This is a genomic window from Streptomyces sp. NPDC001617 (genome assembly GCF_053596855.1).
Map to the genome: position 1 here is coordinate 121,340 of NZ_JBSFHA010000007.1, position 21,604 is coordinate 142,943.

Annotated in this window: 17 protein-coding genes and 1 pseudogene; 13 read left to right on the forward strand and 5 right to left on the reverse strand. The window is 72.0% G+C overall.

Annotation, left to right across the window (positions count from 1 at the left end):
• Nucleotides 1–6 precede the first annotated feature (6 nt).
• The 3 genes from ACWC09_RS08315 to ACWC09_RS08325 all read left to right on the forward strand — a co-directional run bounded on the left by ACWC09_RS08315 (nucleotide 7) and on the right by ACWC09_RS08325 (nucleotide 3,868).
• Complete coding sequence (locus ACWC09_RS08315; protein WP_450849740.1) at nucleotides 7–126, forward strand: SapB/AmfS family lanthipeptide; 120 nt, start codon at nucleotides 7–9, stop codon at nucleotides 124–126.
• Nucleotides 127–258: 132 nt separating this feature from the next.
• Nucleotides 259–1,953, forward strand: a complete 1,695-nt coding sequence (locus tag ACWC09_RS08320; protein WP_450849741.1) for an ABC transporter ATP-binding protein — start codon at nucleotides 259–261, stop codon at nucleotides 1,951–1,953.
• Entirely contained in the window at nucleotides 1,946–3,868 is a 1,923-nt protein-coding gene (locus tag ACWC09_RS08325; protein ID WP_450849742.1) for an ATP-binding cassette domain-containing protein, read from the forward strand. The genes ACWC09_RS08320 and ACWC09_RS08325 overlap by 8 nt, the downstream gene beginning before the upstream one ends.
• Here the strand turns inward: ACWC09_RS08325 and ACWC09_RS08330 are convergent.
• A pseudogene (locus ACWC09_RS08330) lies at nucleotides 3,782–4,306 on the reverse strand (LuxR C-terminal-related transcriptional regulator); the annotation flags it as partial. The gene ACWC09_RS08325 and the pseudogene ACWC09_RS08330 sit on opposite strands and share 87 nt — an antisense overlap.
• A 325-nt stretch (nucleotides 4,307–4,631) precedes the next feature.
• Here ACWC09_RS08330 and ACWC09_RS08335 point away from each other — a divergent pair.
• On the forward strand, nucleotides 4,632–6,785 hold the full coding sequence (locus ACWC09_RS08335; RefSeq protein ID WP_450849822.1) for a SpoIIE family protein phosphatase: 2,154 nt from the start codon (nucleotides 4,632–4,634) through the stop codon (nucleotides 6,783–6,785).
• A gap of 677 nt (nucleotides 6,786–7,462) precedes the next feature.
• Here ACWC09_RS08335 and ACWC09_RS08340 read toward each other — a convergent pair.
• A complete protein-coding gene (locus ACWC09_RS08340) occupies nucleotides 7,463–8,866 on the reverse strand; it encodes a S1 family peptidase (protein ID WP_450849743.1) in 1,404 nt (467 codons plus the stop codon).
• Between the two features lie 193 nt (nucleotides 8,867–9,059).
• On the opposite strand from ACWC09_RS08340, the gene ACWC09_RS08345 reads away from it, so the two are divergent.
• The 5 genes from ACWC09_RS08345 (at nucleotide 9,060) to ACWC09_RS08365 (ending at nucleotide 16,117) form a co-directional block, all read left to right on the forward strand.
• The gene (locus ACWC09_RS08345) at nucleotides 9,060–9,473 is read left to right on the forward strand and encodes a PaaI family thioesterase (RefSeq protein WP_450849744.1); all 414 of its coding nucleotides are present in this window, start codon (nucleotides 9,060–9,062) and stop codon (nucleotides 9,471–9,473) included.
• Between the two features lie 443 nt (nucleotides 9,474–9,916).
• Entirely contained in the window at nucleotides 9,917–10,132 is a 216-nt protein-coding gene (locus ACWC09_RS08350; protein WP_058921350.1) for a hypothetical protein, read from the forward strand.
• Between the two features lie 141 nt (nucleotides 10,133–10,273).
• The gene (locus tag ACWC09_RS08355) at nucleotides 10,274–11,080 is read left to right on the forward strand and encodes an HlyD family efflux transporter periplasmic adaptor subunit (RefSeq protein ID WP_450849745.1); all 807 of its coding nucleotides are present in this window, start codon (nucleotides 10,274–10,276) and stop codon (nucleotides 11,078–11,080) included.
• Nucleotides 11,077–13,299, forward strand: coding sequence for an NHLP family bacteriocin export ABC transporter peptidase/permease/ATPase subunit (locus ACWC09_RS08360; protein WP_450849746.1), 2,223 nt, complete (start codon nucleotides 11,077–11,079; stop codon nucleotides 13,297–13,299). Before ACWC09_RS08355 ends, ACWC09_RS08360 begins: the two co-directional genes overlap by 4 nt.
• A 1-nt stretch (nucleotide 13,300) precedes the next feature.
• Nucleotides 13,301–16,117, forward strand: coding sequence for an NHLP bacteriocin export ABC transporter permease/ATPase subunit (locus ACWC09_RS08365; RefSeq protein ID WP_450849747.1), 2,817 nt, complete (start codon nucleotides 13,301–13,303; stop codon nucleotides 16,115–16,117).
• Nucleotides 16,118–16,121: 4 nt separating this feature from the next.
• Here ACWC09_RS08365 and ACWC09_RS08370 read toward each other — a convergent pair whose 3' ends face one another.
• Together ACWC09_RS08370 and ACWC09_RS08375 are read right to left on the reverse strand one after the other, a co-directional pair.
• Complete coding sequence (locus tag ACWC09_RS08370; protein WP_450849748.1) at nucleotides 16,122–16,649, reverse strand: SRPBCC family protein; 528 nt, start codon at nucleotides 16,647–16,649, stop codon at nucleotides 16,122–16,124.
• A 6-nt stretch (nucleotides 16,650–16,655) separates the two neighbouring features.
• On the reverse strand, nucleotides 16,656–17,000 hold the full coding sequence (locus ACWC09_RS08375) for an ArsR/SmtB family transcription factor (protein WP_450849749.1): 345 nt from the start codon (nucleotides 16,998–17,000) through the stop codon (nucleotides 16,656–16,658).
• Between the two features lie 176 nt (nucleotides 17,001–17,176).
• On the opposite strand from ACWC09_RS08375, the gene ACWC09_RS08380 reads away from it, so the two are divergent.
• The 4 genes from ACWC09_RS08380 to ACWC09_RS08395 all read left to right on the forward strand — a co-directional run bounded on the left by ACWC09_RS08380 (nucleotide 17,177) and on the right by ACWC09_RS08395 (nucleotide 20,920).
• Nucleotides 17,177–18,679, forward strand: a complete 1,503-nt coding sequence (locus tag ACWC09_RS08380) for an MFS transporter (protein WP_450849750.1) — start codon at nucleotides 17,177–17,179, stop codon at nucleotides 18,677–18,679.
• 97 nt (nucleotides 18,680–18,776) lie between these two features.
• Nucleotides 18,777–19,271, forward strand: a complete 495-nt coding sequence (locus ACWC09_RS08385; RefSeq protein ID WP_450849751.1) for a methyltransferase family protein — start codon at nucleotides 18,777–18,779, stop codon at nucleotides 19,269–19,271.
• Nucleotides 19,272–19,310: 39 nt separating this feature from the next.
• Entirely contained in the window at nucleotides 19,311–20,324 is a 1,014-nt protein-coding gene (locus ACWC09_RS08390) for a Ppx/GppA phosphatase family protein (RefSeq protein ID WP_450849752.1), read from the forward strand.
• Nucleotides 20,325–20,542: 218 nt separating this feature from the next.
• Nucleotides 20,543–20,920: an STAS domain-containing protein gene (locus ACWC09_RS08395; RefSeq protein WP_450849753.1), complete on the forward strand. Its 378-nt coding sequence runs from the start codon at nucleotides 20,543–20,545 to the stop codon at nucleotides 20,918–20,920.
• 137 nt (nucleotides 20,921–21,057) lie between these two features.
• Here the strand turns inward: ACWC09_RS08395 and ACWC09_RS08400 are convergent, their stop codons facing one another.
• Nucleotides 21,058–21,477 carry a subtilase-type protease inhibitor gene (locus ACWC09_RS08400; RefSeq protein ID WP_450849754.1) on the reverse strand — a complete coding sequence of 140 codons (420 nt, stop codon included), beginning with the start codon at nucleotides 21,475–21,477 and terminating at the stop codon, nucleotides 21,058–21,060.
• Between the last annotated feature and the right edge of the window lie 127 nt (nucleotides 21,478–21,604).

Consider the following 21,604-nt stretch of genomic DNA (forward strand, 5'->3'; position numbering starts at 1 on the left):
CAAGAAATGGCACTGCTCGACCTGCAGACCATGGAATCCGACGAGCACACGGACGGTGGCGGCGGCGCCTCCACGGCCAGCCTGCTCTCCTGCATCAGCGCCGCGAGCGTTCTGCTCTGTCTGTGACGTTCTGACGAGCACCGTGCGCACACAGCTCCGGGCGGTCCGCTCCCGCGAGGGAGGGGCCGCCCGGGGTTCTGCGGTATCCCTTTCGACTTGCGGTATCCCTTTCGACCCTGGATGCGAGGCCGCGGCCGTATGACGACTCGTGCCGACGCCGTTCCCCTGACAAGGCTCGCCGCCCGGCACAGCGGGGCGCACTGTGTGGCCCTGTGCCTGGTGAGCACGGCCTCGACCGGGGCGGGCCTGCTGCTTCCGGCCGCGCTCGGCCGCACCCTCGACCTGCTGCTCGCCCACGCTCCCGCGACCCGTTGGGTGCTGTACTGCGCCGGGCTGGTCCTCCTGATGGCCCTCCTCGACGCCTGCGACACGCTCCTCTCGGGCACGGTCGGCGCCCGCACGACGGCATGGCTGCGACGCCGGCTGACCGGGCATGTACTGGGCCTGGGCCCCCCGGTCACCGCGCGCTTCGGCTCCGGTGACCTCGTCGCCCGTCTCGTCGGCAACGCCTCCCAGGCCGGGACGGCTCCAGCGGCCCGCGCCGCCCTGCTGTCCGCGCTCGCGGCCCCCGTCGGGGGCATGGTGGCGCTCGGCCTCATCGACCCGTGGCTCGCCGTGGTCTTCCTCGCCGGTGCGCCCGTACTGACGCTGCTGCTGCGGACGTTCGCCCGGGACACCACCCGGTGCGTGGCGGAGTACCAGCAGGTGCAGGGGCGTATCGCGAGTGCGCTGGCGGAGGCGGTGGACGGTCGCCGCACCGTTCGCGCGGCGGGTACGGCCGAGAAGGAGACGGCGCGGATACTGCGCCCGCTGCCCGGGCTGGCCCGCGCGGGTCACCGCATGTGGCGCGTGCAAGGGCGGGCCGCGGGCCAGGCCTCGGCCGTCGCGCCGCTTCTGCAACTCGGCGTCGTCGCGGTCGCCGGAGTGCTGCTCACCCGGCACCGCCTGACGGTCGGCGAGGTGCTGGCGGCCTCTCGGTACGCGGTCCTCGCGACCGGAATCGGCGTGCTGGTGGGCCAGTTCGCGGCGCTGGCCCGGGCCCGCGCCGCCACGGACCGCCTCGACGAGGTTCTGACGGAGCGCGCGCCGACCTACGGCGTACGCCAACTGCCGCCCGGCGTCGGCCGGTTGGAACTTCGGGGCGTGACCGCCCGCCGCGGCGACCGCACCGTGCTCGACGGCGTCGATCTCCTTGTCCCCGGCGGCACGACGCTCGCCGTGGTCGGTCGCTCCGGCACCGGAAAATCCCTGCTGGCCGCGCTCGCGGGCCGCCTGGCCGACCCCGACACCGGCGAGATCCTCCTCGACGGCGTCCCCCTGCGCGACCTGCCCCACGACGAACTGCGCCGGGCCGTCGGCTATGCCTTCGAACGCCCCGCCCTGCTCGGCACGACCATCGAGGACACGATCGCCCTGGGCCTCTCCGCACCCTCCCCCACCCGCGTCCGCGAGGCGGCCCGCACGGCCCACGCGGACGATTTCGTCCGCCGTCTCCCCCAGGGGTACGACACGCTCTGCGCCGACGCCCCGCACTCGGGCGGCGAATCCCAACGCCTCGGTCTGGCAAGGGCGTTCGCCCACGACGGCCGCCTGCTGATCCTCGACGACGCCCTCTCCAGCCTCGACACGGTGACGGAGTCCCGTATCGCCGAGGCCCTGCTGTCCCACCGCTCGGGCGGCACGCGGCTCCTGATCGCCCACCGAGCGGCGACGGCGGCCCGGGCGGACGCGGTGGCGTGGCTGGAGGGGGGTCGGGTGCGGGCGGTGGGGACGCATGCGGAGTTGTGGAGGGACTCGGGGTATCGGGGCGTGTTCGGGGACGGAGATGACTGACGTGCGGGACAGCGGTGGGGTCCTGCCGCGCGGGCTCCGCTTCCTGTGGACCCGCCGGCGGGTCGTCGTACGGCTCGGTGGCTGGTCCGTGCTGGAGACCGGGCAGACCTTTCTCATCGGGTACGCCCCGGCACGCGCCCTCGACGAGGGGTTTCTCGTCGGACGGGGTGGCATCGGGCTGGTCTGGCTCGCGGTGGCCGGGGTCGGCGTGGTTCTCGGGGCCTACGGGACGGCCCGCGTGTACAGCGCGGTCGCCGCGCTGGTCGAACCCCTGCGGGACCTGCTCGTGGAGCGGGTGGTCCGGCGTGGGGTGCGGGAGGCCGACAGCGGGGCGCTCTCGGGGCTCACCCAGCAGGTGGAGATCGCGCGGGACACCTTCGCCGGGCTGGTCATGGTGTCGAGGTCGTTCGTGTTCACCGCGGTCGGCGCGCTGGTCGGGCTGTTCTCGCTGGCCCCGCTCCTGCTGCTGGTGGTCGGTCCACCGCTCCTGGCCGGGGTCGCCCTGTTCGCGGCGACGCTGCGGCCGCTGGCCCGCCGGCAGGAGGCGTTCCTCGTGGCCGACGAGGCGCTGGCGAACCGGCTGGGTGCCGTCTGTCCGGGTCTCAGGGACATCACCGCGACCGGGGCGGAGGAACGGATCGCCGCCGACACCGGGCGCCTGGTCGACGCCGAGTTCCGCGCGGCCCGCTCCCTCGCCCGCTGGGGCGTCCTGCGCGTCGCCGCGCTCGCCGTCGGTGGACAGCTCCCGATCGTGCTGCTGCTCGTCGCCGCCCCCTGGCTCCTCGCCCACGACGTCACCACGGGCGCCCTGGTCGGCGCCCTCGCCTACGTCACCCAGTCCCTCCTCCCGGCCCTCCGCAACCTCGTCCACGGCCTGGGCGCGAGCGGGTCGCGGCTGACGGTGGTACTGAGGCGACTGGCGCCCGCCACCGCAGGCGAGCGGCTCGACGGGGCAACGCCCCCGCCCGACCGCGAGCACATACGTTTGATGGCACCCCTGCACTCGCCGGTGACGAACGACGAAACCCCCGCCCTGGCCCTCTCCTCCGTCACCTTCGCCTACGGCCCCACCGCCGCCCCCGTCATCGAGGACCTCCACCTCACCCTCCCGCCCGGCGCCCACCTGGCCGTCGTCGGCCCCAGCGGCATCGGCAAGTCCACGCTGACCGCCCTGGTCGCGGGGCTCCTCACACCCCGGCATGGCAGCATCCGGGTCGGCGGGGAGCCGGTGCCCTCGCCGGCGGCCGGGGCCCTGCGGGTGCTCATCCCGCAGGAGGCGTACGTGTTCACCGGTACCGTCGCCGAGAACCTGGGCCACTTCCGGCCGGACCCCGTGCCCGCGGCGGAGTTGCTCGCGGCGGCCGAGGCGGTCGGGCTCGGGCCGTTGCTGGAGAGGCTCGGCGGGCCGGACGCCGCGGTCGATCCGGGGGCCCTGTCGGCCGGGGAACGGCAGCTGATCGCGCTGACCCGGGCCTATCTGTCGTACGCCCCGCTCGCCCTCCTCGACGAGGCGACCTGTCACCTCGATCCGCAGGCCGAGGAGCGCGCCGAACGTGCCTTCGCGCAACGGCCGGGCGGCACGCTGGTCGTCGTCGCGCATCGCATCAGCTCGGCACGGCGGGCGGGCCGGGTGCTCGTGATGGACGGGACGGGGACGGCGTACGGGACGCACGACGAGCTGCTGCGCGTCTCGCCGCTGTACCGGGATCTGGTCGGCAGCTGGACGCCCGTGGCACCGCGGCGGTCACAGCCAGCCCTCCCCCTGCGAGATGCGGATGGCGTCGATGCGGTTGCGGGCGCCGGTCTTGCGGGTGATGGCCGCCATGTAGTTGCGCACGGTCCCGTGCGACAGGTGCAGGCTCCCCGCGATCTCCGCGACGGAGGCACCCTCGGCGGCCAAGGTCAAGACGCTTAACTCCCGCCGTGTCAGCGGCATTTCGGCGGCCTTGAGGAAACCGAAGCCCAGCGAGTCGTCGACGAAACGTTCCCCCTCGGCGACGCTCCGGATTCCGCGGACGAGGTGTTCCGGCGAGCCCTCCTTGTCGACATAGCCGAGCGCCCCCGCCTCGATGGCGCGTTTGAGCAGCCCCGGCCTGTTCGCGGCGGCAAGCACGAGAAGCCTCGGCGGGGGCTGGGCCGGACTCCTCGGGCAGAGTTCTCCGAGCGGTGGGATGCCATAGGCGTCGGAGCACTCCAGGTCCGCCGCGCAGACGTCGGGCCGCAGGGCACGCACGCGGCCGGGCGCGCTGCGCCACGGCGTGTCCTCCACCCGCAGGTCGGACTCCCCGCGGAGCCACTCCGCAAGGACCGATCGCATCAGACTCTCGTCATGCACCAGAACTACCCGGATCACTCCGCCGCCCCCTCAGCTCGCGTTCGCCGGTTCCATGGTGTTGAGCGCGTGCCCATTGTTGGCGTCCCTCATCGTTCATGGGCGCGAAGAACCGGCCATCAGGGTGCGCGGGGGCGCACGCGGGGCGCCCGTACGCCGCTACGCACATCGATTGGGGTGGCATGGTCCGGGGGCGAGAGGGTACTCGGGCCCTCTTCAGCGGGGGCCGGGCTGCGTGTGCCCGTTTACAGCAGGGAAGGGGCCGCGTCGCCGCGCTCGCCGTGCGCGTCCGGCCGCCAAGGGGCAGATTTGGTCCTTGGAACCCGTCGCCCGGCCGTGCAAGGAGGTGGTCGGCGTGTCCGACGGGCATATGTCGGCACGGGCACCGGCGGCCGCGAGGACGCGGGTGGGGCGCCCGCTGCTGTCGTTGGCGCTGGCCTCGATGATGGAGGAGGTGCACGCGCACTCCGGTGCGGTGTATCTGCTGACGCCCGAAGAGTCCGTGCTGGAGATGGCCGTGATGGCGGGGCTGCCGCGGGCGTTCGCGGCGCCGTGGGAGCGGGTGGGGCTGAGCGCCCCGATCCCGGTCGCCGAGGCGGTACGGGACCGGCGGCTGGTGTGGGTGGGCGGCGAGGAGGACATGGCGCGCAACTATCCGCGCATCGCCGTGGTGCTGCCGTATCCCTTCGCGCTGGCCGCGCTGCCGGTGGCGACCGCGTCCACGGCGTACGGCGCGGTCTTCGTGACCTGGCCCGGTTCGCATCCGCCGGAGCTGTCGGACCGGGAGCGCGACCATCTGACGGCGGCCTGCGACCGGCTCGCGCTGCGGCTGGAGCGCGCCAAGGAGGACAGCCGTCCGCTGCCGCACGAACCGGATCTGCTGGCGGCACCGCTGGTGGGCGGGCCGGCCGGCACGCTCGGCACGGTGGAGGCGGCGCGGATGGTGGCGCGGCTGCCGTACGGGCTGTGCTCGCTGGATCTGAACGGACGGGTCACCTTCGCCAACGCGGCGGCGGCCGAGCTGATCGGCGTCCAGGTCAGCAAGCTGCTCGGGACCCAGCTGTGGGCGTCGGTGCCGTGGCTCAACGATCCGGTGTACGAGGACCGTTACCGGGCGGCGCTGATCAGTCAGCACACGACGTCGTTCGTGGCGCTGCGGCCGCCCGGGGACTGGCTGTCGTTCCGGCTGTATCCGAGCACGACCGGGCTCAGCGTGCGGGTGACCAGGGCGCGGGCGGTGGCGGAGCTGAACCGGGCGGGGCCGCAACCCGGTGACGCCCCGTCCCGGCTGGTGACCATCTCGCAGGTGCTGACCCTGTCCGGCGCGCTCACCGAGGCGGTGGGCGTGCAGGACGTGGTGCAGCTCGTCGCCGACGAGATCGCCCCGGCCGTGGGCGGCCAGGCGCTGGTGATGCTCGGTTCGCGGGCGGGGCGGCTGCACGTGCTCGGGCATCGCGGGTATCCGGACGCGCAGGTCGTGGAGCGCTTCGACGGGCTGCCGCTGGCCGAGCCGACGCCGGGCACGCACGCGTTGAACACCGGCGTGCCCGCGTTCTTCGAGTCACGGCAGCAGCTGGAGCGGCTGTACCCGTCCCGGCACGTGACCCCCGACGCCTTCGCGGCTTGGGCGTATCTGCCGCTGATCGCCTCGGGGCGGCCGGTGGGCACCTGTGTGCTCGCCTACGCCGAGCCGCACCCCTTCCCCGCGGACGAGCGGGCGGTGCTGACGAGTCTGGGCGGGCTGATCGCACAGGCCCTGGAGCGGGCTCTGCTCTACGACGTCAAGCACCAGCTGGCCCACGGTCTGCAGGCGGCCCTGCTGCCCGCCTCACTGGCGCAGCTGCCCGGCATCGAAGCGGCCTCGCGCTATCTGCCGGCCACCCAGGGCATGGAGATCGGCGGGGATTTCTACGACCTGGTGCCGACGGCGGGCGGGGCGGCGGCGGTGATCGGGGACGTGCAGGGCCACAACGTGACGGCGGCCGGGCTGATGGGGCAGATCCGTACCGCGGTACGCGCGTACACGGCCGTCGGGCAGCCGCCCGAGGAGGTCATGCGCAGCACCAACCGGCTGCTGATCGACCTCGGCACCGACCTGTTCGCGAGTTGTCTGTATCTGCGGCTCGATCCGGCGCGCGGGCGGGCCGTGATGGCCCGGGCGGGTCATCCGCCGCCGTTGCTGCGACGGCCCGACGGGAAGGTGCGGGTCCTGGACCTGGCCGGAGGTCCGCTGCTCGGCATCGACGGGGAAGCCGTGTATCCGACGACCGAGGTGGAGCTCGGGCCCGGCGCGGTGCTCGCGCTGTACACCGACGGACTCATCGAGTCACCCGGCGTCGACATCGAGGACGCACTCGCGGAACTCGGCGAACGGCTCGCCCAGGACGCGGAGTTGCCCCTCGACGAGCTGGCGGACCGGCTGGTCCGCAACAGCGCGGCCACCCGGGAGCGGATCGACGACGTGGCGCTACTGCTGCTCAGGGCCCGGCAGGGCGGGTGAGCAGAGGGAGGCGACGGCGCGCGGGCGGACACGGAGTGGCTCGGCCTCCCGGCGGGGCCGGGCGGACGCAAGACGCCCCGGCCGAGCGCATCCGGCAGGGCGGCTGAGCCGCGGGGCACCACGCAGTACGGCAGAGCGGCAAGGCGCGGGCGGACACCATGCGGCCGGCAGAGCGACTCCGACCGCCGGACGCAACGCGGGACGACAGAGCGGCACGGCGCCGGCGGACACCATGCGGCCGCCAGAGCGACTCCGACCGCCGGACGCAACGCGGGACGGCAGAGCGACTCCGACCGCCGGACGCAACGCGGGACGACAGAGCGGCACGGCGCGGGCGGACACCATGCGGCCGCCAGAGCGACTCCGACCGCCGGACGCAACGCGGGACGACAGAGCGGCACGGCGCCGGCGGACACCATGCGGCCGCCAGAGCGACTTCGACCGCCGGACGCAACGCGGGACGACAGAGCGGCACGGCGCCGGCGGACACGGAGTGGCTCGGCCTCCCGGCAGGACCGGACGGACGCAAGACGCCCCGGCCGAGCGGCTCCGGCCGGACGCAATCGGCCCGGCGGCCCGGCCCTGCGGGTGCCGGGCGCGACGCGGCCCGGCCCTCCCGCCGGAGGGCCGGGCCGTCCACCGTCGACCGGAACCGCTGGTGAGGCCGATCAGTGGGGCTACTGGGAGACCGACGAGCCGTCGTTCGCGGACTGGTCACCGGTGCCGGACTGGTCGGCCGCACCGGCGCCCGACTGGTCGCCCACGCCCGCGCCGGACTGATCGCCCGTGCCGTCGGTCGCCGTGGCCGACGGGTCGGCGCTGCCGCCCACCGCGTCGCCGCCGCCCGCCTGGTCGCCTGCGCCCGCGCTGTCGCTCGCGGTGGCGGACGGGTCGGCCGAGGCGCTCTGGTCACCCGCGCCCGCACCCGCGGCGCCGTCGCCCAGCGTCGCGCCCGTGGCCTGCAGGGCCGTGGTCACCGGCTGGAAGAAGGTCTCACCGCCGGCGGTGCAGTCGCCGCTGCCGCCGGAGGTCATGCCGACCGCGCTGCCGTCCTGCGTGAACAGGGAGCCACCGCTGTCGCCGGCCTCGGCACAGACGTTGGTCTGGATGAGACCGGTGACGGTGTCGACGCCGTTCGGGTCCGTCTCGCTCTGGAAGTTGACCGTGGCGTCGAGACCGGTGACCTGGCCGTCGTGCAGACCGGTGGTGCTGCCCATCCGGAAGACCTGCTCGCCGACGGTCGCGTCCGCGGCCCCGGTGATCTGGACGGTCTGGCCGCCGCCGACGTTGACCTCGCTCGGCGCCTGGGTGGTGGCGTCGTCGTACTTCACGAGAGAGAAGTCGCCGTCGCCGGGGAAGGTGGCCTGGTCGACGGTGGCGATGGGCTGCCCCGTCTCGGAGTCCGACCACTCCTTGGCGGCCACACCGCAGTGACCCGCGGTCAGGAAGGCCGGGGAGCCGTCGCTGGCGGTCACGTTGAAGCCGAGGGAGCAGCGGACCGTACCGCCGTCCGCCTGGGCGAAGATGGCGTCGCCGCCCGACACGAGGGTCTTGAAGGTGCCGGAGGACCGCTTCACCGTCGCCATGTCGGCGCCGAGGCTCTTGACCGTCGACGTCAGTCTGTTCCAGTTGGCGCCGGTGACCGTGGAGTCCGCGCTGACGGCGAGCTTGTTGGTCTTCGGGTCGATCGCCCAGGCCGTGCCCGGGATGGTCGCCTTGGCCGCCAGGGTCTTCGCGCCCGCCTTCAGCGCGGCGAGGCTGTTCTTCACCTCGCGGACCTTGGCGCCCGCCTTCTCGGCCTGCACGACCACGTTGTTGTTGTCGCCGGATATGACGTTGACGACGAGCTGCTGGGTGCCCGAGTCGTAGTAGGAACCGGCGAAGGACTGCCCGAGCAGGTCCTGAAGCTGCGCGGCGAGATCCGAGGCATCGGTCGCCTTCAGGGTCTTGGGGGCGGCGTTGGTCGTGGAGCCGTCCTGGGACGCGTTGGCGTGTGGCAGCAGGATTGCGGCCGCGCCGAGCGCCACGACGCTGCCCGCCGCAATCGCGGCCTTGCGCTTCGGAATTCGCTTGTGACTCAAACTACTCGACCTCCTGGGGGACCGGAGTCTGTGTGCCGCCGTTCGGCAGCTGCTGTCGTTCTGGGCGCCTGGATGGCTGTTGGTACGCAGGGGCCGCGTGGTGCGTTCAATTCCGTTTCCCAACTCGCTTTGCGCAACGCCGAATCGGCCACGACCCGCGTCTTCCGGAGCGGCCCGGGGAACAATCGCCCATATGACGATGACCACCGCCGAAGCCGACAAGATCCTCTCCGCCAACTTCGCCCCTTGGGTCCTTGAGTTGGGGCTGCGCGTGGAGGACGTGGGCGACGACCGCGCGCTTCTGCGTCTTCCCTGGTCGGACCGGCTGTCCCGGGAGGGCGGAGGGCTGTCGGGGCAGGCGCTGATGGCAGCCGCGGACACCGCCACCGTGATCGCGGTGTCGGCGGCGCGCGGGGCGTACGGACCCATGACGACGGTTCAGCAGTCCACGTCGTTCCAGCGCGCGGTGACCGGTGCGGATGTCCTGATCGAGGCGGTGCTCACGAAGCTGGGCCGCCGTATGGCGTTCGCGGACATCACGCTGACCGACGAGAGGTCGGGAGATATCGCGGCACGGGCGAGCACCGTCTATGCCCTTCTGGGCTGACACGGTCCGCAGTCGGTCGACAGCGGTCTGTTCTCAACACCGCCTCGAATCCTGACTTCAGAGAATCTGCACATTGAATACTCAACGAAGTCACCGCGCACGGCACTTCTGCACAAGTCCGCAGGGGCCGCCACGCCATTGGGGCGGGAGTGTCGCATTCGCCACGCGATCAGCAAGGGCTGGCACGAGCCGATGCCGTGACGCGTGTGAAGAACCTGCCACCGAGGCGTGCACAGGCCTGCACGGATCGGTGCCGTTGGGGCTCAAGTTGCCTGGTGAGACGGTTGGTTGATTGGAAGGGCGGACCCGCAGCGTGCTTTGATCCATCGCACCGCGGGCCTCGAGAGGTTCCCGGAAACGGGCGCCCGGCGCCCGCGGTCGCGGCCGTCTCCAGAGGGGGCCGCTCCCCCCTTGTGAATATCCATATGAAGGGAAGTTCCACCATGAACTCCACCCCCCAGGTTGAGACCGTCGAGATCTCCGACGCCGAGCTCGACAACGTCTCCGGCGGCCTGGCCGTGAACGCCCTCGGCACCGTCACCGGCCTGGTGGACGGCGTCGCCCCGGTTTCCGGCCTGGTCGACACGGCCGTCGGCACGGTCGAGGGTGTGACCGGCCTGAACACCGCTCCGGTCACCAACCTGGTCGCCGGTCTCTGATCGCAGCCTCGTTGATCTGATCGCAGCTTTTGTGATCGTCGAGTCCCGGAGCCATTTCCCGGCTCCGGGGCCTTCGGTTGTCGTGCATCAGCCGGCTCACGCGAGCCGGTCCTTCCTCGTTTTCAGGTGAGGGAAAGTTCCGTGCAGTTCCGCCAACAGGCCCTCGCCAAGCTCCAGTCGCCGGAGGAGCTCGACCTTCCGGTGCGCTTCGCCCGCCCGCAGGGCTGGCTCGTGCTGTCCGTGACGGTGGTCGCGGTCGCCGCCGCGTCCGTGTGGGCGGTGACCGGTTCGGTGGCCTCCACGGTCAGCGCACCCGCCATCCTCACGCACGGGGAGGGCAGTTACATCCTGCAGAGCCCGGTCGCGGGCCAGGTCACCGCGGTCCTCGCCCAGCAGGGCGAACGGCTGCCGGCCAACTCCCCCGTCCTGAAGGTCCGTACGTCCCAGGGCGACTCCGTCGTCCGCACGGTCGCCGCGGGCCGGATCACCGGACTCGCCGCCACCATCGGCCAGATCATCCAGACCGGCGCCAACGTCGCCGCCGTCGAGAAGGTCGCCAAGGCCTCGGACCCGCTGTACGCGACGGTGTACGTGCCCGCCGAGAACGCGGCCTCCATCCCGGCGGACGCCAAGGTCGACCTGACCGTCTCCTCGGTCCCCACCCAGCAGTACGGCGTCCTGCGCGGCCGGGTGAAGTCGGTGGACCGCTCCGCCGAGTCGGCCCAGCAGATCTCCGCGTTCCTCGGGGACAGCCAGCTGGGCGAGCAGTTCACCAAGAAGGGCCGCCCGGTGGCCGTACTGGTGAAGCTGGACACGTCGTCGGCCACGAAGAGCGGGTACACGTGGTCGTCGAAGGACGGGCCGCCGTTCGCCCTCACCTCCATGACGACGGCTTCGGGTTCGATCCGGCTGGCCGACCAGCGTCCCGTCGATTGGCTGCTGCCGTGAGCACCGCACAGGAGACGCGGAGCCGGCGCCGTTCCGCTCCGCCCAAGCGCCCCGTCCCCACGGGCAGGTCGAAGACCGTCCGGACGCCGACCGTCCTCCAGATGGAGGCCGTGGAGTGCGGCGCCGCCTCCCTCGCGATGGTCCTCGGCCACTACGGCAAGCACGTCCCGCTGGAGGAGCTGCGCATCGCCTGCGGTGTCTCCCGCGACGGCTCACGCGCCAGCAACCTCCTGAAGGCGGCGCGCGGTTACGGCCTCACGGCCAAGGGCATGCAGATGGACACGGCCGCCCTCGCCGAGGTGAAGACGCCGGCCGTGCTGTTCTGGGAGTTCAACCACTACGTCGTCTACGACGGCATGGGCCGCCGCTTCGGCCGCCGCGGGGTGTACATCAACGACCCCGGCAAGGGCCGTCGTTTCGTGCCGATGGAGGACTTCGACGGCAGCTTCACCGGTGTCGTGCTGGTGATGGAGCCCGGCGAGGGCTTCACCAAGGGCGGTCGCAAGCCAGGCATCCTGGGCGCGATGCCGGCCCGGCTGCGCGGCACCGCGGGCACGATGCCGGCCGCGGTGCTGGCGAGCCTGCTGCTGGTGCTGGTCGGCGCGGCGGTGCCCGCGCTCAGCCGCACCTATATCGACATGTTCCTGATCGGCGGCCAGACCTCGCTGCTGGGCGTGCTGTTCGCGTCGATGGGCGCGTGCGTCGCGCTCACGGTCGTGCTGACCTGGCTGCAGCAGGCGAACCTGCTGCGCGGCCGCATCATCTCCTCCACGCTCTCCAGCGCCGGCTTCCTGCGCCATCTGCTGCGGCTGCCGGTGACGTTCTTCGCCCAGCGCAGCCCGGCCGACCTGGTCCAGCGCCTCCAGTCCAACGACCAGGTGGCCGAGACCCTGGCCCGCGACCTCGCGGCGGCGGGCGTGGACGCGGTGGTCGTCGTCCTGTACGCGATCCTGCTCTACACCTACGACCCGCAGCTGACCTTCGTCGGCATCGGCGTCGCGCTCCTCAACATCGTCGCCATGCGGATCGTCATCCGCCTGCGCGCCACCCGCACCGCCAAGCTCCGCGCCGACAGCGCCCGCCTCACCAACACGGCCTACACCGGCCTCCAGTTGATCGAGACGATGAAGGCGACCGGCGGCGAGGACGGCTACTTCCGCAAGTGGGCCGGGCAGCACGCCACCACGCTGGAGGAACAGCAGCGGCTCGGCGTCCCGAGCGCCTGGCTGGGCGTGGTCGCACCGACACTCGCCTCGCTGAACAGCGCGGTCATCCTGTGGGTCGGCGGTATGCGCGCGGTCGAGGGCGGTATCTCGGTGGGCCTGCTGGTCGCCTTCCAGTCCCTGGTCACCCGCTTCACCGCGCCGATCACCCGCCTCAACGGCGTCGCCGGCCGCATCCAGGACTTCGCCGCCGACGTGGCCCGCCTGAAGGACGTCGAGAACTTCCAGGCCGACCCGCTCTACGGCCGCCCCGGCGCCGGCGACTCCACGCGCCGCCTGCACGGCCATGTCGAACTGCAGAACATCACCTTCGGCTACAACCCGCTCGACAAGCCCCTGCTCACCGGCTTCGACCTGACCGTCGGCCCCGGCCAGCAGGTGGCGTTGGTCGGCGGCTCCGGTAGCGGCAAGTCGACCGTCTCCCGCCTGATCTCGGGCCTGTACACGCCCTGGGAGGGCGTGATCCGCATCGACGACCAGCGCCTGGACGACATCCCGCGCGGCGCCCTCGCCGCCTCGGTCTCCTTCGTGGACCAGGAGGTCTTCCTCTTCGAGGGCTCGGTCCGCGACAACGTGGCGCTGTGGGACCCCTCGATCCCGGACGACGCAGTGGTGGACGCGCTGCGGGACGCGGCGCTCTACGACGTCGTGATGCGCCGCCCCGGCGGCATCCACAGCAAGGTCGAGCAGGACGGCCGCAACTTCTCCGGCGGGCAGCGCCAACGCCTGGAGATCGCAAGGGCGTTGGTCCGCCGTCCCAGCATCCTGGTCCTCGACGAGGTGACCAGCGCGCTGGACGCGGAGACCGAGCAGGTCGTGATGGACAACCTGCGCCGGCGCGGCTGTGCCTGCGTGGTGATCGCACACCGGCTGAGCACCGTGCGCGACAGCGACGAGATCGTCGTACTGCAGCACGGCACGATCGTGGAACGCGGGCGGCACGAGGACCTGGTGACACGCGGCGGCGCGTACGCGGCGCTGGTCAGGGAGCGATGAGATGACGACCGCACACGAAGGCGACCTCGTTCTCGGCGCCCTCGGCTCCATGGGCACCTATGTCGACTGCTCGGGCCTGACCCGGCTCGACCTGGAGGGCCCTCAGGTGCTGTGGCTGGTCGCGGCCGGCAGCCTCGACCTGTTCGCGGTGGACGCCGTGCAGCAGGGCCATTGGCACCACCTCGGCCGCCTGGAGGCGGGCTCGCTGATCCTCGGCCCGGTCCCGGGACCCCAACACACCCTGGTCGCACGCCCGTTGAGGGACTGCGTCGTCCACCGGATCGGCCTGCGCGAGCTGTACCAGACGGCCGACACCCAGACCTGGTCCTACGACGAGTACGGCAACCCCCAGTACGTCCCGCCCACGACCAGCCCTCTGGAATACGCCCTCGCCCTCGGCGTCGGCCGCAGCCTCTCCATCCTCTTCCAGGCGCCCATGGCGACCGAGCGGGCCGCCGAGATCACCGACGACGACGTCTTCTGGATGCAGGTGCCGCCGGGCAGCGTGCAGTACGGCTCGCTCTACGGCGCCGAGGCGGCCGCCGACCTGCTGATGGACCCCGCGGTGTGGCAGTCCATGGTCGACCAGCAGTACCGGCTGCTGACCACGCTGGACCGCTGGATCGAACAGCTGGAGCGCACCCACGAGACCCGAACCGCCGCCGGCATCAAGGCCGGTGAGGCGGTCCGTGCCCAGGCCGACCGGACGCTGCTCGCCTCCATCGGCAAGTCCTCGGCCAAGCGCACGACGGCCGCCGACGCGGATGCCACCTATGCGGCCTGCAAGTTGGTCGCGGAGACGGCCGGGATCCAGCTTGCCGAGCGGGCGCAGAGCGGCACGGAGAGCGACCGTATCGACCCGGTGGAGCGGGTGGCCGTCGCCTCCCGGGTGCGCACCAGGGCCGTACGCCTGGACGGGAGTTGGTGGCGGGACAACGTGGGACCGCTGGTCGGTCACCGGGCTCTGTCGGGCGCGCCGGTCGCGCTGCTGTGGCGGCGCGGTGGCTATGTGGCCGTGCAGCCGGCGACGGGGCGCGAGACGCCGATCGAGAAGGCCAACGCGGAGGAGTTCGAGCCGCGCGCGGTGATGTTCTACCGGCCGCTGCCCGAACGGACGTTGAGCCCCCTGCGCCTGCTGCGGTTCAGCATGCAGGGCACCGGCAGCGATCTCACCAACCTGCTGATGAGCGGTCTGGTGACGGTGGCCATCGGCGCGCTGGTGCCGATCGCGACCGGCAAGGTGCTGGGCGAGTTCGTGCCGAGGGCGCAGACGAACCTGATCGTGCAGGTCTGTCTGGCCGTCATGCTCACCAGCGTGGTGGCGGCGGCGTTCATGCTGCTGGAGAACCTCACCATCCTCCGGCTGGAGGGCCGGATCGAGGCCACGCTTCAACCGGCCGTCTGGGACCGCCTGTTGCGGCTCCCGACGAAGTTCTTCACCGAGCGCTCGACCGGTGAACTGGCCAGCGCGGCGATGGGCATCAGCGCCATGCGCCGCATGATGGCGGGGATCGGGCCCGTGGTCGCCCAGTCGGTGACCGTCGGCGCGATGAACCTGGGGCTGCTGTTCTGGTACAGCGCCTCCATGGCGCTGGCGGCGATCGGCATGCTCGTCGTCATCGCGGGCGCGTTCCTGGGGCTCGGCCTGTGGCAGGTGCGCTGGCAGCGCAAGCTGGTCGTGCTCAACAACAAGCTGAACAACCAGGCGTTCCAGACCCTGCGCGGTCTGCCGAAACTGCGGGTCGCCGCGGCCGAGAACTACGCCTACGCGGCCTGGGCCTCCGAGTTCGCGCGCAGCCGTGAACTCCAGCAGAAGGTCGGCCGCATCAAGAACCTCACCACGGTGATGGGCGCGGTCTATCTGCCCGTGTGCACTCTGCTGATGTTCATGCTGCTGGCGGGCCCGGCACGGGGGGTGATGTCGGCGGCCGCGTTCCTCACCTTCAACACCTCGGTGACGATGCTGCTGACCTCGGTCACCCAGCTGACCGGCGCGTTCGTGTCGGCGGTGGCGGCACTGCCGCTGTTCGAGGAGATCAGGCCGGTCCTGGAGGCGACACCGGAGGTACGCACGGCGAGCACCCGGCCCGGCCCGCTCACGGGCGCGATCGAAGCCCGCCGCCTCTCCTTCCGCTACGCCGACGACGGTCCCCTCGTCCTGGACGACGTGTCCTTCGACGTCCGCCCGGGCGAGTTCGTGGCGATCGTCGGCCCCAGCGGCTGCGGCAAGTCGACCCTGCTGAGGCTCCTGATCGGCTTCGACAAGCCGGTCTCGGGCAGCGTCCTCTACGACGGCCAGGACCTGGGCGCTCTCGACCAGTCGGCCGTCCGCCGCCAGTGCGGTGTGGTGCTCCAGCACGCGCAGCCCTTCACCGGCTCCATCCTGGACGTCATCTGCGGCACGGAGCCCTACACGCCGGAGGAGGCGATGGCGGCGGCCGAGATGGCGGGGCTGGCCGAGGACATCAGGCGGATGCCGATGGGCCTGCACACGATCGTCTCGGGCAGCGGCCAGGTCTCCGGCGGCCAGCGTCAACGGCTCATGATCGCCCAGGCGTTGATCCGTCGGCCGCGCATCCTGTTCTTCGACGAGGCGACCAGCGCCCTCGACAACGAGACCCAGCGCACGGTCATCGAGTCGACCAAGGCCCTCAACGCCACCCGGATCGTCATCGCCCACCGCCTCTCCACGGTTCTCGACGCGGATCGCGTCATCGTCATGGAGGACGGCAAGGTGGCCCAACAGGGCCCGCCCGCGCAGCTCCTCGCGGACACGAGCGGGCGGCTGCACGAGCTGGTGCGCCGGCAGATGGCGTGAGGGGTCAGTCCAGGCCGGGGACGGGGGCTCCGGAGGGAACGCCGGCCTCGATGTACCCCGCGTAGAAGTCCTTCCAGGGCGCGCTCGCCCCGGCGTGCGGCGCCTCGGACCGTTCCTCCCGCGCCCTCGCGTCCAGGGCGGCCAGGCACACCTCCCAGCCGGCGCCGTTTCGGGCGGCTGTGTCGGCGGCCTGGAGGACGTTGGTGAGGGTGAAGCGGGTGCGCTTCTCGTCCAGGGCCTCCAGGTCGAAGTGGAGTTCGTCGCCGCCCCACTCGAAGGCAAGGCGGCGCGGCTCGTCGAGCGCGATCACCCGGCCCGTGCTCTCCGGCATGTTCGGGTCGCCGCTGAACCTGATCACACCGCCGGCCCGCAGCTCGATGTCGGCGCGGGAGGGGAACCACTGGGCCAGTTCGCCGGCGTCGGTCACGAACTGCCAGACGCGCTCGATCGGATGGTCGTAGGTACGGCTGAAACGGACGGCCGGGCGGCCGTCGTCCAGGGTCACATAGGTGCCGGTGAGGTCTGCGGCCATGGTGGATCAGTCCTTCGGGACGGGTTCCTCGGGAGCGTCCGACGCGGTCTCGTCGAGGCGACGGCCCAGCACGTCCAGGCTGCGGTTCCACAGCGCCCGGTACGGGGCGAGCCACGCGTCGAGCTCGGCGATCGGGTCCGGGTCGAGGGCGTAGACGCGGCGCTGCGCGTCCTGCCGGACCCGGACGAGACCGGCCTCCCGGAGCACCTTCAGGTGCTTCGAGGTGCTCGGCTGGCTCAGACCGCATGCCTCCACGATCTCGCCGACGGGCCGCGGGCGCTCCAGGAGCAGCGCGACGATGGCCCGCCGGTTCGGGTCGGCGAGGGCGGTCCAGAGCGAGGCGTCGGACATGACTTCAATATGCCTCGGTGGTTATATTCCAGTCAAGGAATAAGAGAGCCACACCACATCTAGCGAAACGTTGCCGTTTCGCTCGGCGAGGTCTAGAGTTCCTGGTGTACGAAACCGTTTCGTTCTAGGTTTCGTCGTGACGCAACCCCGAACGACTTCCCTGGAGTGGTTCCCCCATGTCCCAGAAGACCCTCACCGACAGCACCTCCAAGGGTGCCGTCGAGGCGAGCCCCGAGCCCTCGGCCAAGCGATGGTGGATTCTCGCCGTCGTCGCCCTCGCCCAGCTGATGGTGGTGCTGGACGCCACCATCGTGAACATCGCCCTGCCCTCGGCCCAGGCCGACCTCGGGTTCTCCGACGGCAACCGGCAGTGGATCGTCACCGCGTACGCGCTGGCCTTCGCCTCACTGCTGCTGCTCGGCGGCCGGATAGCCGACCTCTTCGGCCGCAAGACGGCCTTCCTCGTCGGCGTGGTCGGCTTCGCCGCCGTCTCCGCCCTGGGCGGTGCCGCGAACGGATTCGGCATGCTGGTCACCGCGCGTGCTCTGCAGGGTGCCTTCGGCGCGCTGCTCGCGCCGGCCGCGCTCTCCCTGCTCAACACCACGTTCACCGACGCCAAGGAGCGCGCCAAGGCGTTCAGCGTCTACGGCGCCATCGCCGGTGCCGGTGGCGCGGTGGGCCTGCTGCTCGGCGGAGTGCTGACCGACGCGTTCGACTGGCGCTGGACGCTGTACGTGAACGTACTGATCGCGGTCGTCGCCTTCGTGGGCGGCTGGATCCTGCTGACCAACCATCGTGACGACGGCACCGGCAAGCTGGACGTGCCGGGCACGGTGCTGGTCGCCGCCGGTCTGTTCTCGATGGTCTACGGCTTCTCCAACGCCGAGACCCACGACTGGAGTTCCGGACTGACCTGGGGCTTCCTGATCGCGGGCGGTGTGCTGCTGGCCGCCTTCGCCTGGTGGCAGACCCGCGCCGAACACCCGCTGCTGCCGCTGCGCATCCTGCTCGACCGCAACCGCGCGGCCTCCTTCCTCACCGTGCTGATCTCCGGCGCCGGCATGTTCGGCGTGTTCCTCTTCCTCACCTACTACCTGCAGCTGAACCTCGGCTTCAGCCCCACCAAGACCGGTGTGGCGTTCCTGCCGATGGTCGGCGCGCTGATGGTGGCGGCACAGCTCGGCACCACGGTCCTGGTGCCCCGGATCGGCCCCAAGGCGGTCGTCCCGCTGGGCTTCGCGGTCGCCGCGGTCGGCATGGCCTGGCTGACCGGGATCGGTGTCGGGTCGAGCTACGCCAGTGCGGTGCTGCCGCAGCTGATCGTGACCGGTGTCGGTCTCGGCCTGGTGATGCCGGCGGCCATGCAACTGGCCACCGGCGGGGTGGCGGCCGAGGACGCGGGTGTCGCCTCCGCGACGGTCAACGCCATGCAGCAGGTGGGCGGTTCGATCGGTACGGCGCTGCTGAACACCCTGGCCGCGAGCGCCGCGACGGACTACCTGGCCGGCAAGGACGCGACCAGCAAGCTGGTGCAGGCCCAGGCGACGATCGAGAGCTACACGACCGCGTTCTGGTGGTCGGCCGGCATGTTCGTCGCAGGTGCGCTGATCGCCTTCCTGCTCTTCCGCCGCGGGGTGCCGGAGCAGGACCCGGACGCCGCACCGGTCGTCCACATGTGATCGCCTCGACGCGATCCACGAGGGCCTGAGCCGCCCCGGTCCCAAGGGCCGCCGTCAGCAGGGAGACGGCGGCCCCTCCGCGTGCCATGGTGACCGTATGCGCAGGGCGGTCGCGGCAATCGGGAGCCTGGTCTTCCTCTTCCTCGCGCCGGGCACGGTGGTGGTCCTGCTGCCGTGGTGGCTGACCGGCTGGCGGTCCGGCGACTGGTGGCCGCCCCTCCGCGCGCTCGGCCTCGTCCCGGCGGCGGCGGGTGCGGCGGTCCTGCCGGCGGCGTTCGTGCGGTTCGTGGTCGAGGGCCTGGGCACCCCGTCGCCGGTGGCGCCGCCGGAGCAGCTGGTGGTGGGCGGCCTCTACCGGTACGTGCGCAATCCGATGTACGTCGCGGTCCTCGCGGCGATCGCCGGCCAGGGCCTGCTGCTCGCCCGGCCGGTCCTGTTCGGCTACGGCGCCTGCGCCGGCGTACTCATGTGGGCGTTCGTCAGGTGGTACGAGGAGCCGGCACTGGTCCACCGGTTCGGCGACGAGTACGAGCGCTACCGGCGCGCGGTGCCGGGCTGGTTGCCTCGGCCGACACCCTGGCGCGGCGGCTGACGCGCGTCGAACAGCCCGGAATTGGGTACCCACCGGCCCATGCGAATCAGTGTGGTGGACGTGGGGTCGAACACGGTACGGCTGGTTGTGGCGGACGCCGAGGGTGGGGTGCCGCTGCCGGTCCACACCGCCAAGTGGCGGCTGAGGCTGTCCGAGCATGTGCGGCCCGGGACCGACATCCCGGAGGAGGACGTCGAGCGACTCGTCCAGGCGGTCGTCGAGGCGAGCCGGACCGCGGCCGAGTGGGGGGCGACCGGTCCGCTGGCGTTCGCGACGGCCGTGGTGCGCAGCGCCCCGAACCGCCACGCGGTCCTGCGCACCGTCCGCTCCCGGACCGGGGTCGACCTCTGCACGCTGCCGGGCGAGGTCGAGGCCGAGCTGACGTTCCTCGGTGCGCGGCGCTGGATGGGCTGGCAGTCCGGGCCGCTCGCGCTGCTGGACATCGGGGGCGGTTCCCTCGAAGTGGCCTTCGGGCGGGGGCGGTTGCCGGACTTCGTGGCCTCGCTGCCGCTCGGGGCGGGGCGGCTGACGCACGAGTTCTTCCCGGACGACGATCCGCCGCAGTGGGAGCAGGTGCGGGCGCTGCGCCGCAAGGTCCGCCACCAGCTGCGGGACGTGGCGACACGGATCCGCTGGGAGGGACCGCGCTCCGCCGTGGTCACCTCCCGCACCTTCCAGCAGCTGGGACGACTGTGCGGGGCGGTGCCCGGACGCCACGGGCCGTTCGTGGAGCGGCAGTTGCACCGCGCGGACCTGCGGGCGGCCGTCGACCGGCTGGCCGCACTGCCGGCCGTCGAACGCGCCCGGCTGCCCGGCATCTCCGCGCCGCGGGCCCACCAGAGTCTGGCCGGAGCGGTGGTCGGACACACCGCGATGAAGCTGACCGGGCTCAAGACCGTCACGATCTGTCCCTGGGCGATCCGTGAGGGGGTGCTGCTGCGCCACATCGAGGAGGGTGCGTCCTGGTGGGCGGAGATCAATCGGCTCGACGAGGCGGTGGCTTCGCCGGAGGCGGTGCCGGTGCCGCTGCGGATCGCCGCGGCGACGAGCTGACGGTCCCGCGGGGTGCCGTTCGGGGACCGGCTCCTGTCCGCTGCGCCCCACCCTGCATCGCAATTGCGCACAGTCACCGATCCGGAAAGTCAAGCGCTTCCGCCCCAATTCACCAGGTCGAGTGAACCCGCTCTTGCGGGCCGCACTCCAGGGATGTTCGCCATCGCGTCGGGGTAACTACCGAGACCGAATGCGCCCCTTGCCGAGGTGGAGCGGCCATGACCCGGTTTGCGGACGACGGCGCCTACGAAGCGCCCGCGGCGAACGCCCATGCCCGCACCCGGGCCCAGGGAGGGTTCACCGTGGTCGAGGCCCTCGGCGAGATCGACCTGGCGACGGCGGGGTTCCTCGCGGAGCATCTGGACACGGCGACCGCGGGCCCGCAGCCGGACGTGCTGGTCGACCTGCGGTACGTGGAGTTCTTCGACTGCTCCGGGCTGCGCGTGCTGTGCCGGGCCGAGGCTCGGGCCAGAGAGCGCGGCGGCCGGCTGCGCGTGGTCGCCGATCAGCCGCGCATCCGCCGGCTGTTGATCGGCGCAGGCCTGTGGAGACGGTTTCCGCCCCTCTCCGGGGTTCCCGAAGAGGGGCAGGGGTGATCCCGGAGGTCGACGGGCGGCCCCACTCCGCCCGCCGACCTCCGGTACGAGATCGCCGGTGACCCCGCGACAGGGGCTCGCACTCCCCATCCGCGGGCCGCTTCAGTTGCTCACGGGGCCCACGCGATCCCGGTCCATCAGAACGCGAAGACGCTGCTCCCGTAGGAGTCCTTCACGCACGCGTTGCCGAAGGTGCGCTCATAGGAGACACGCTTGCCCTGCCACACGCCGTCGACGGTGACGACGACGGGGTCGTACTCCTTGGTGCACCGGGCGTCGGATCTGGGCGCGAGCCCGTCGAGGCCGCCCGCCGCGCGCAGATCGGCACAGGCCTGGGCGGCGGCCGGGTGGGTGCCGGAGGCCGTGGGGGCGCAGTTCAGGGTGACCGCGCGCTGCGGGGTCGCGACGGCGGCGCTCTCGCCGTGGCCGATGGTGAGTACCAGGGCCGAGGGGGCGTAGAGCGAGGCGGGGGCGGCGAGGGCGGTCCCGGTCAGAGGTGCGCCGACGGCGGTGGCGGTCAGGGCGAGGGTGGCTGCCCAGCGTGCGGTGGTCCGCATTGTGTGCATCCTTCCGCTGGATTCGAGGGTGTACCGGTCCGTTCATGGGTGGTGCCGGACCGGCGAGCGCGAGTCTGCCGAGTCCACGGCGGAAACACACCTCGACCCCATGCGTTTCAGTAACCTT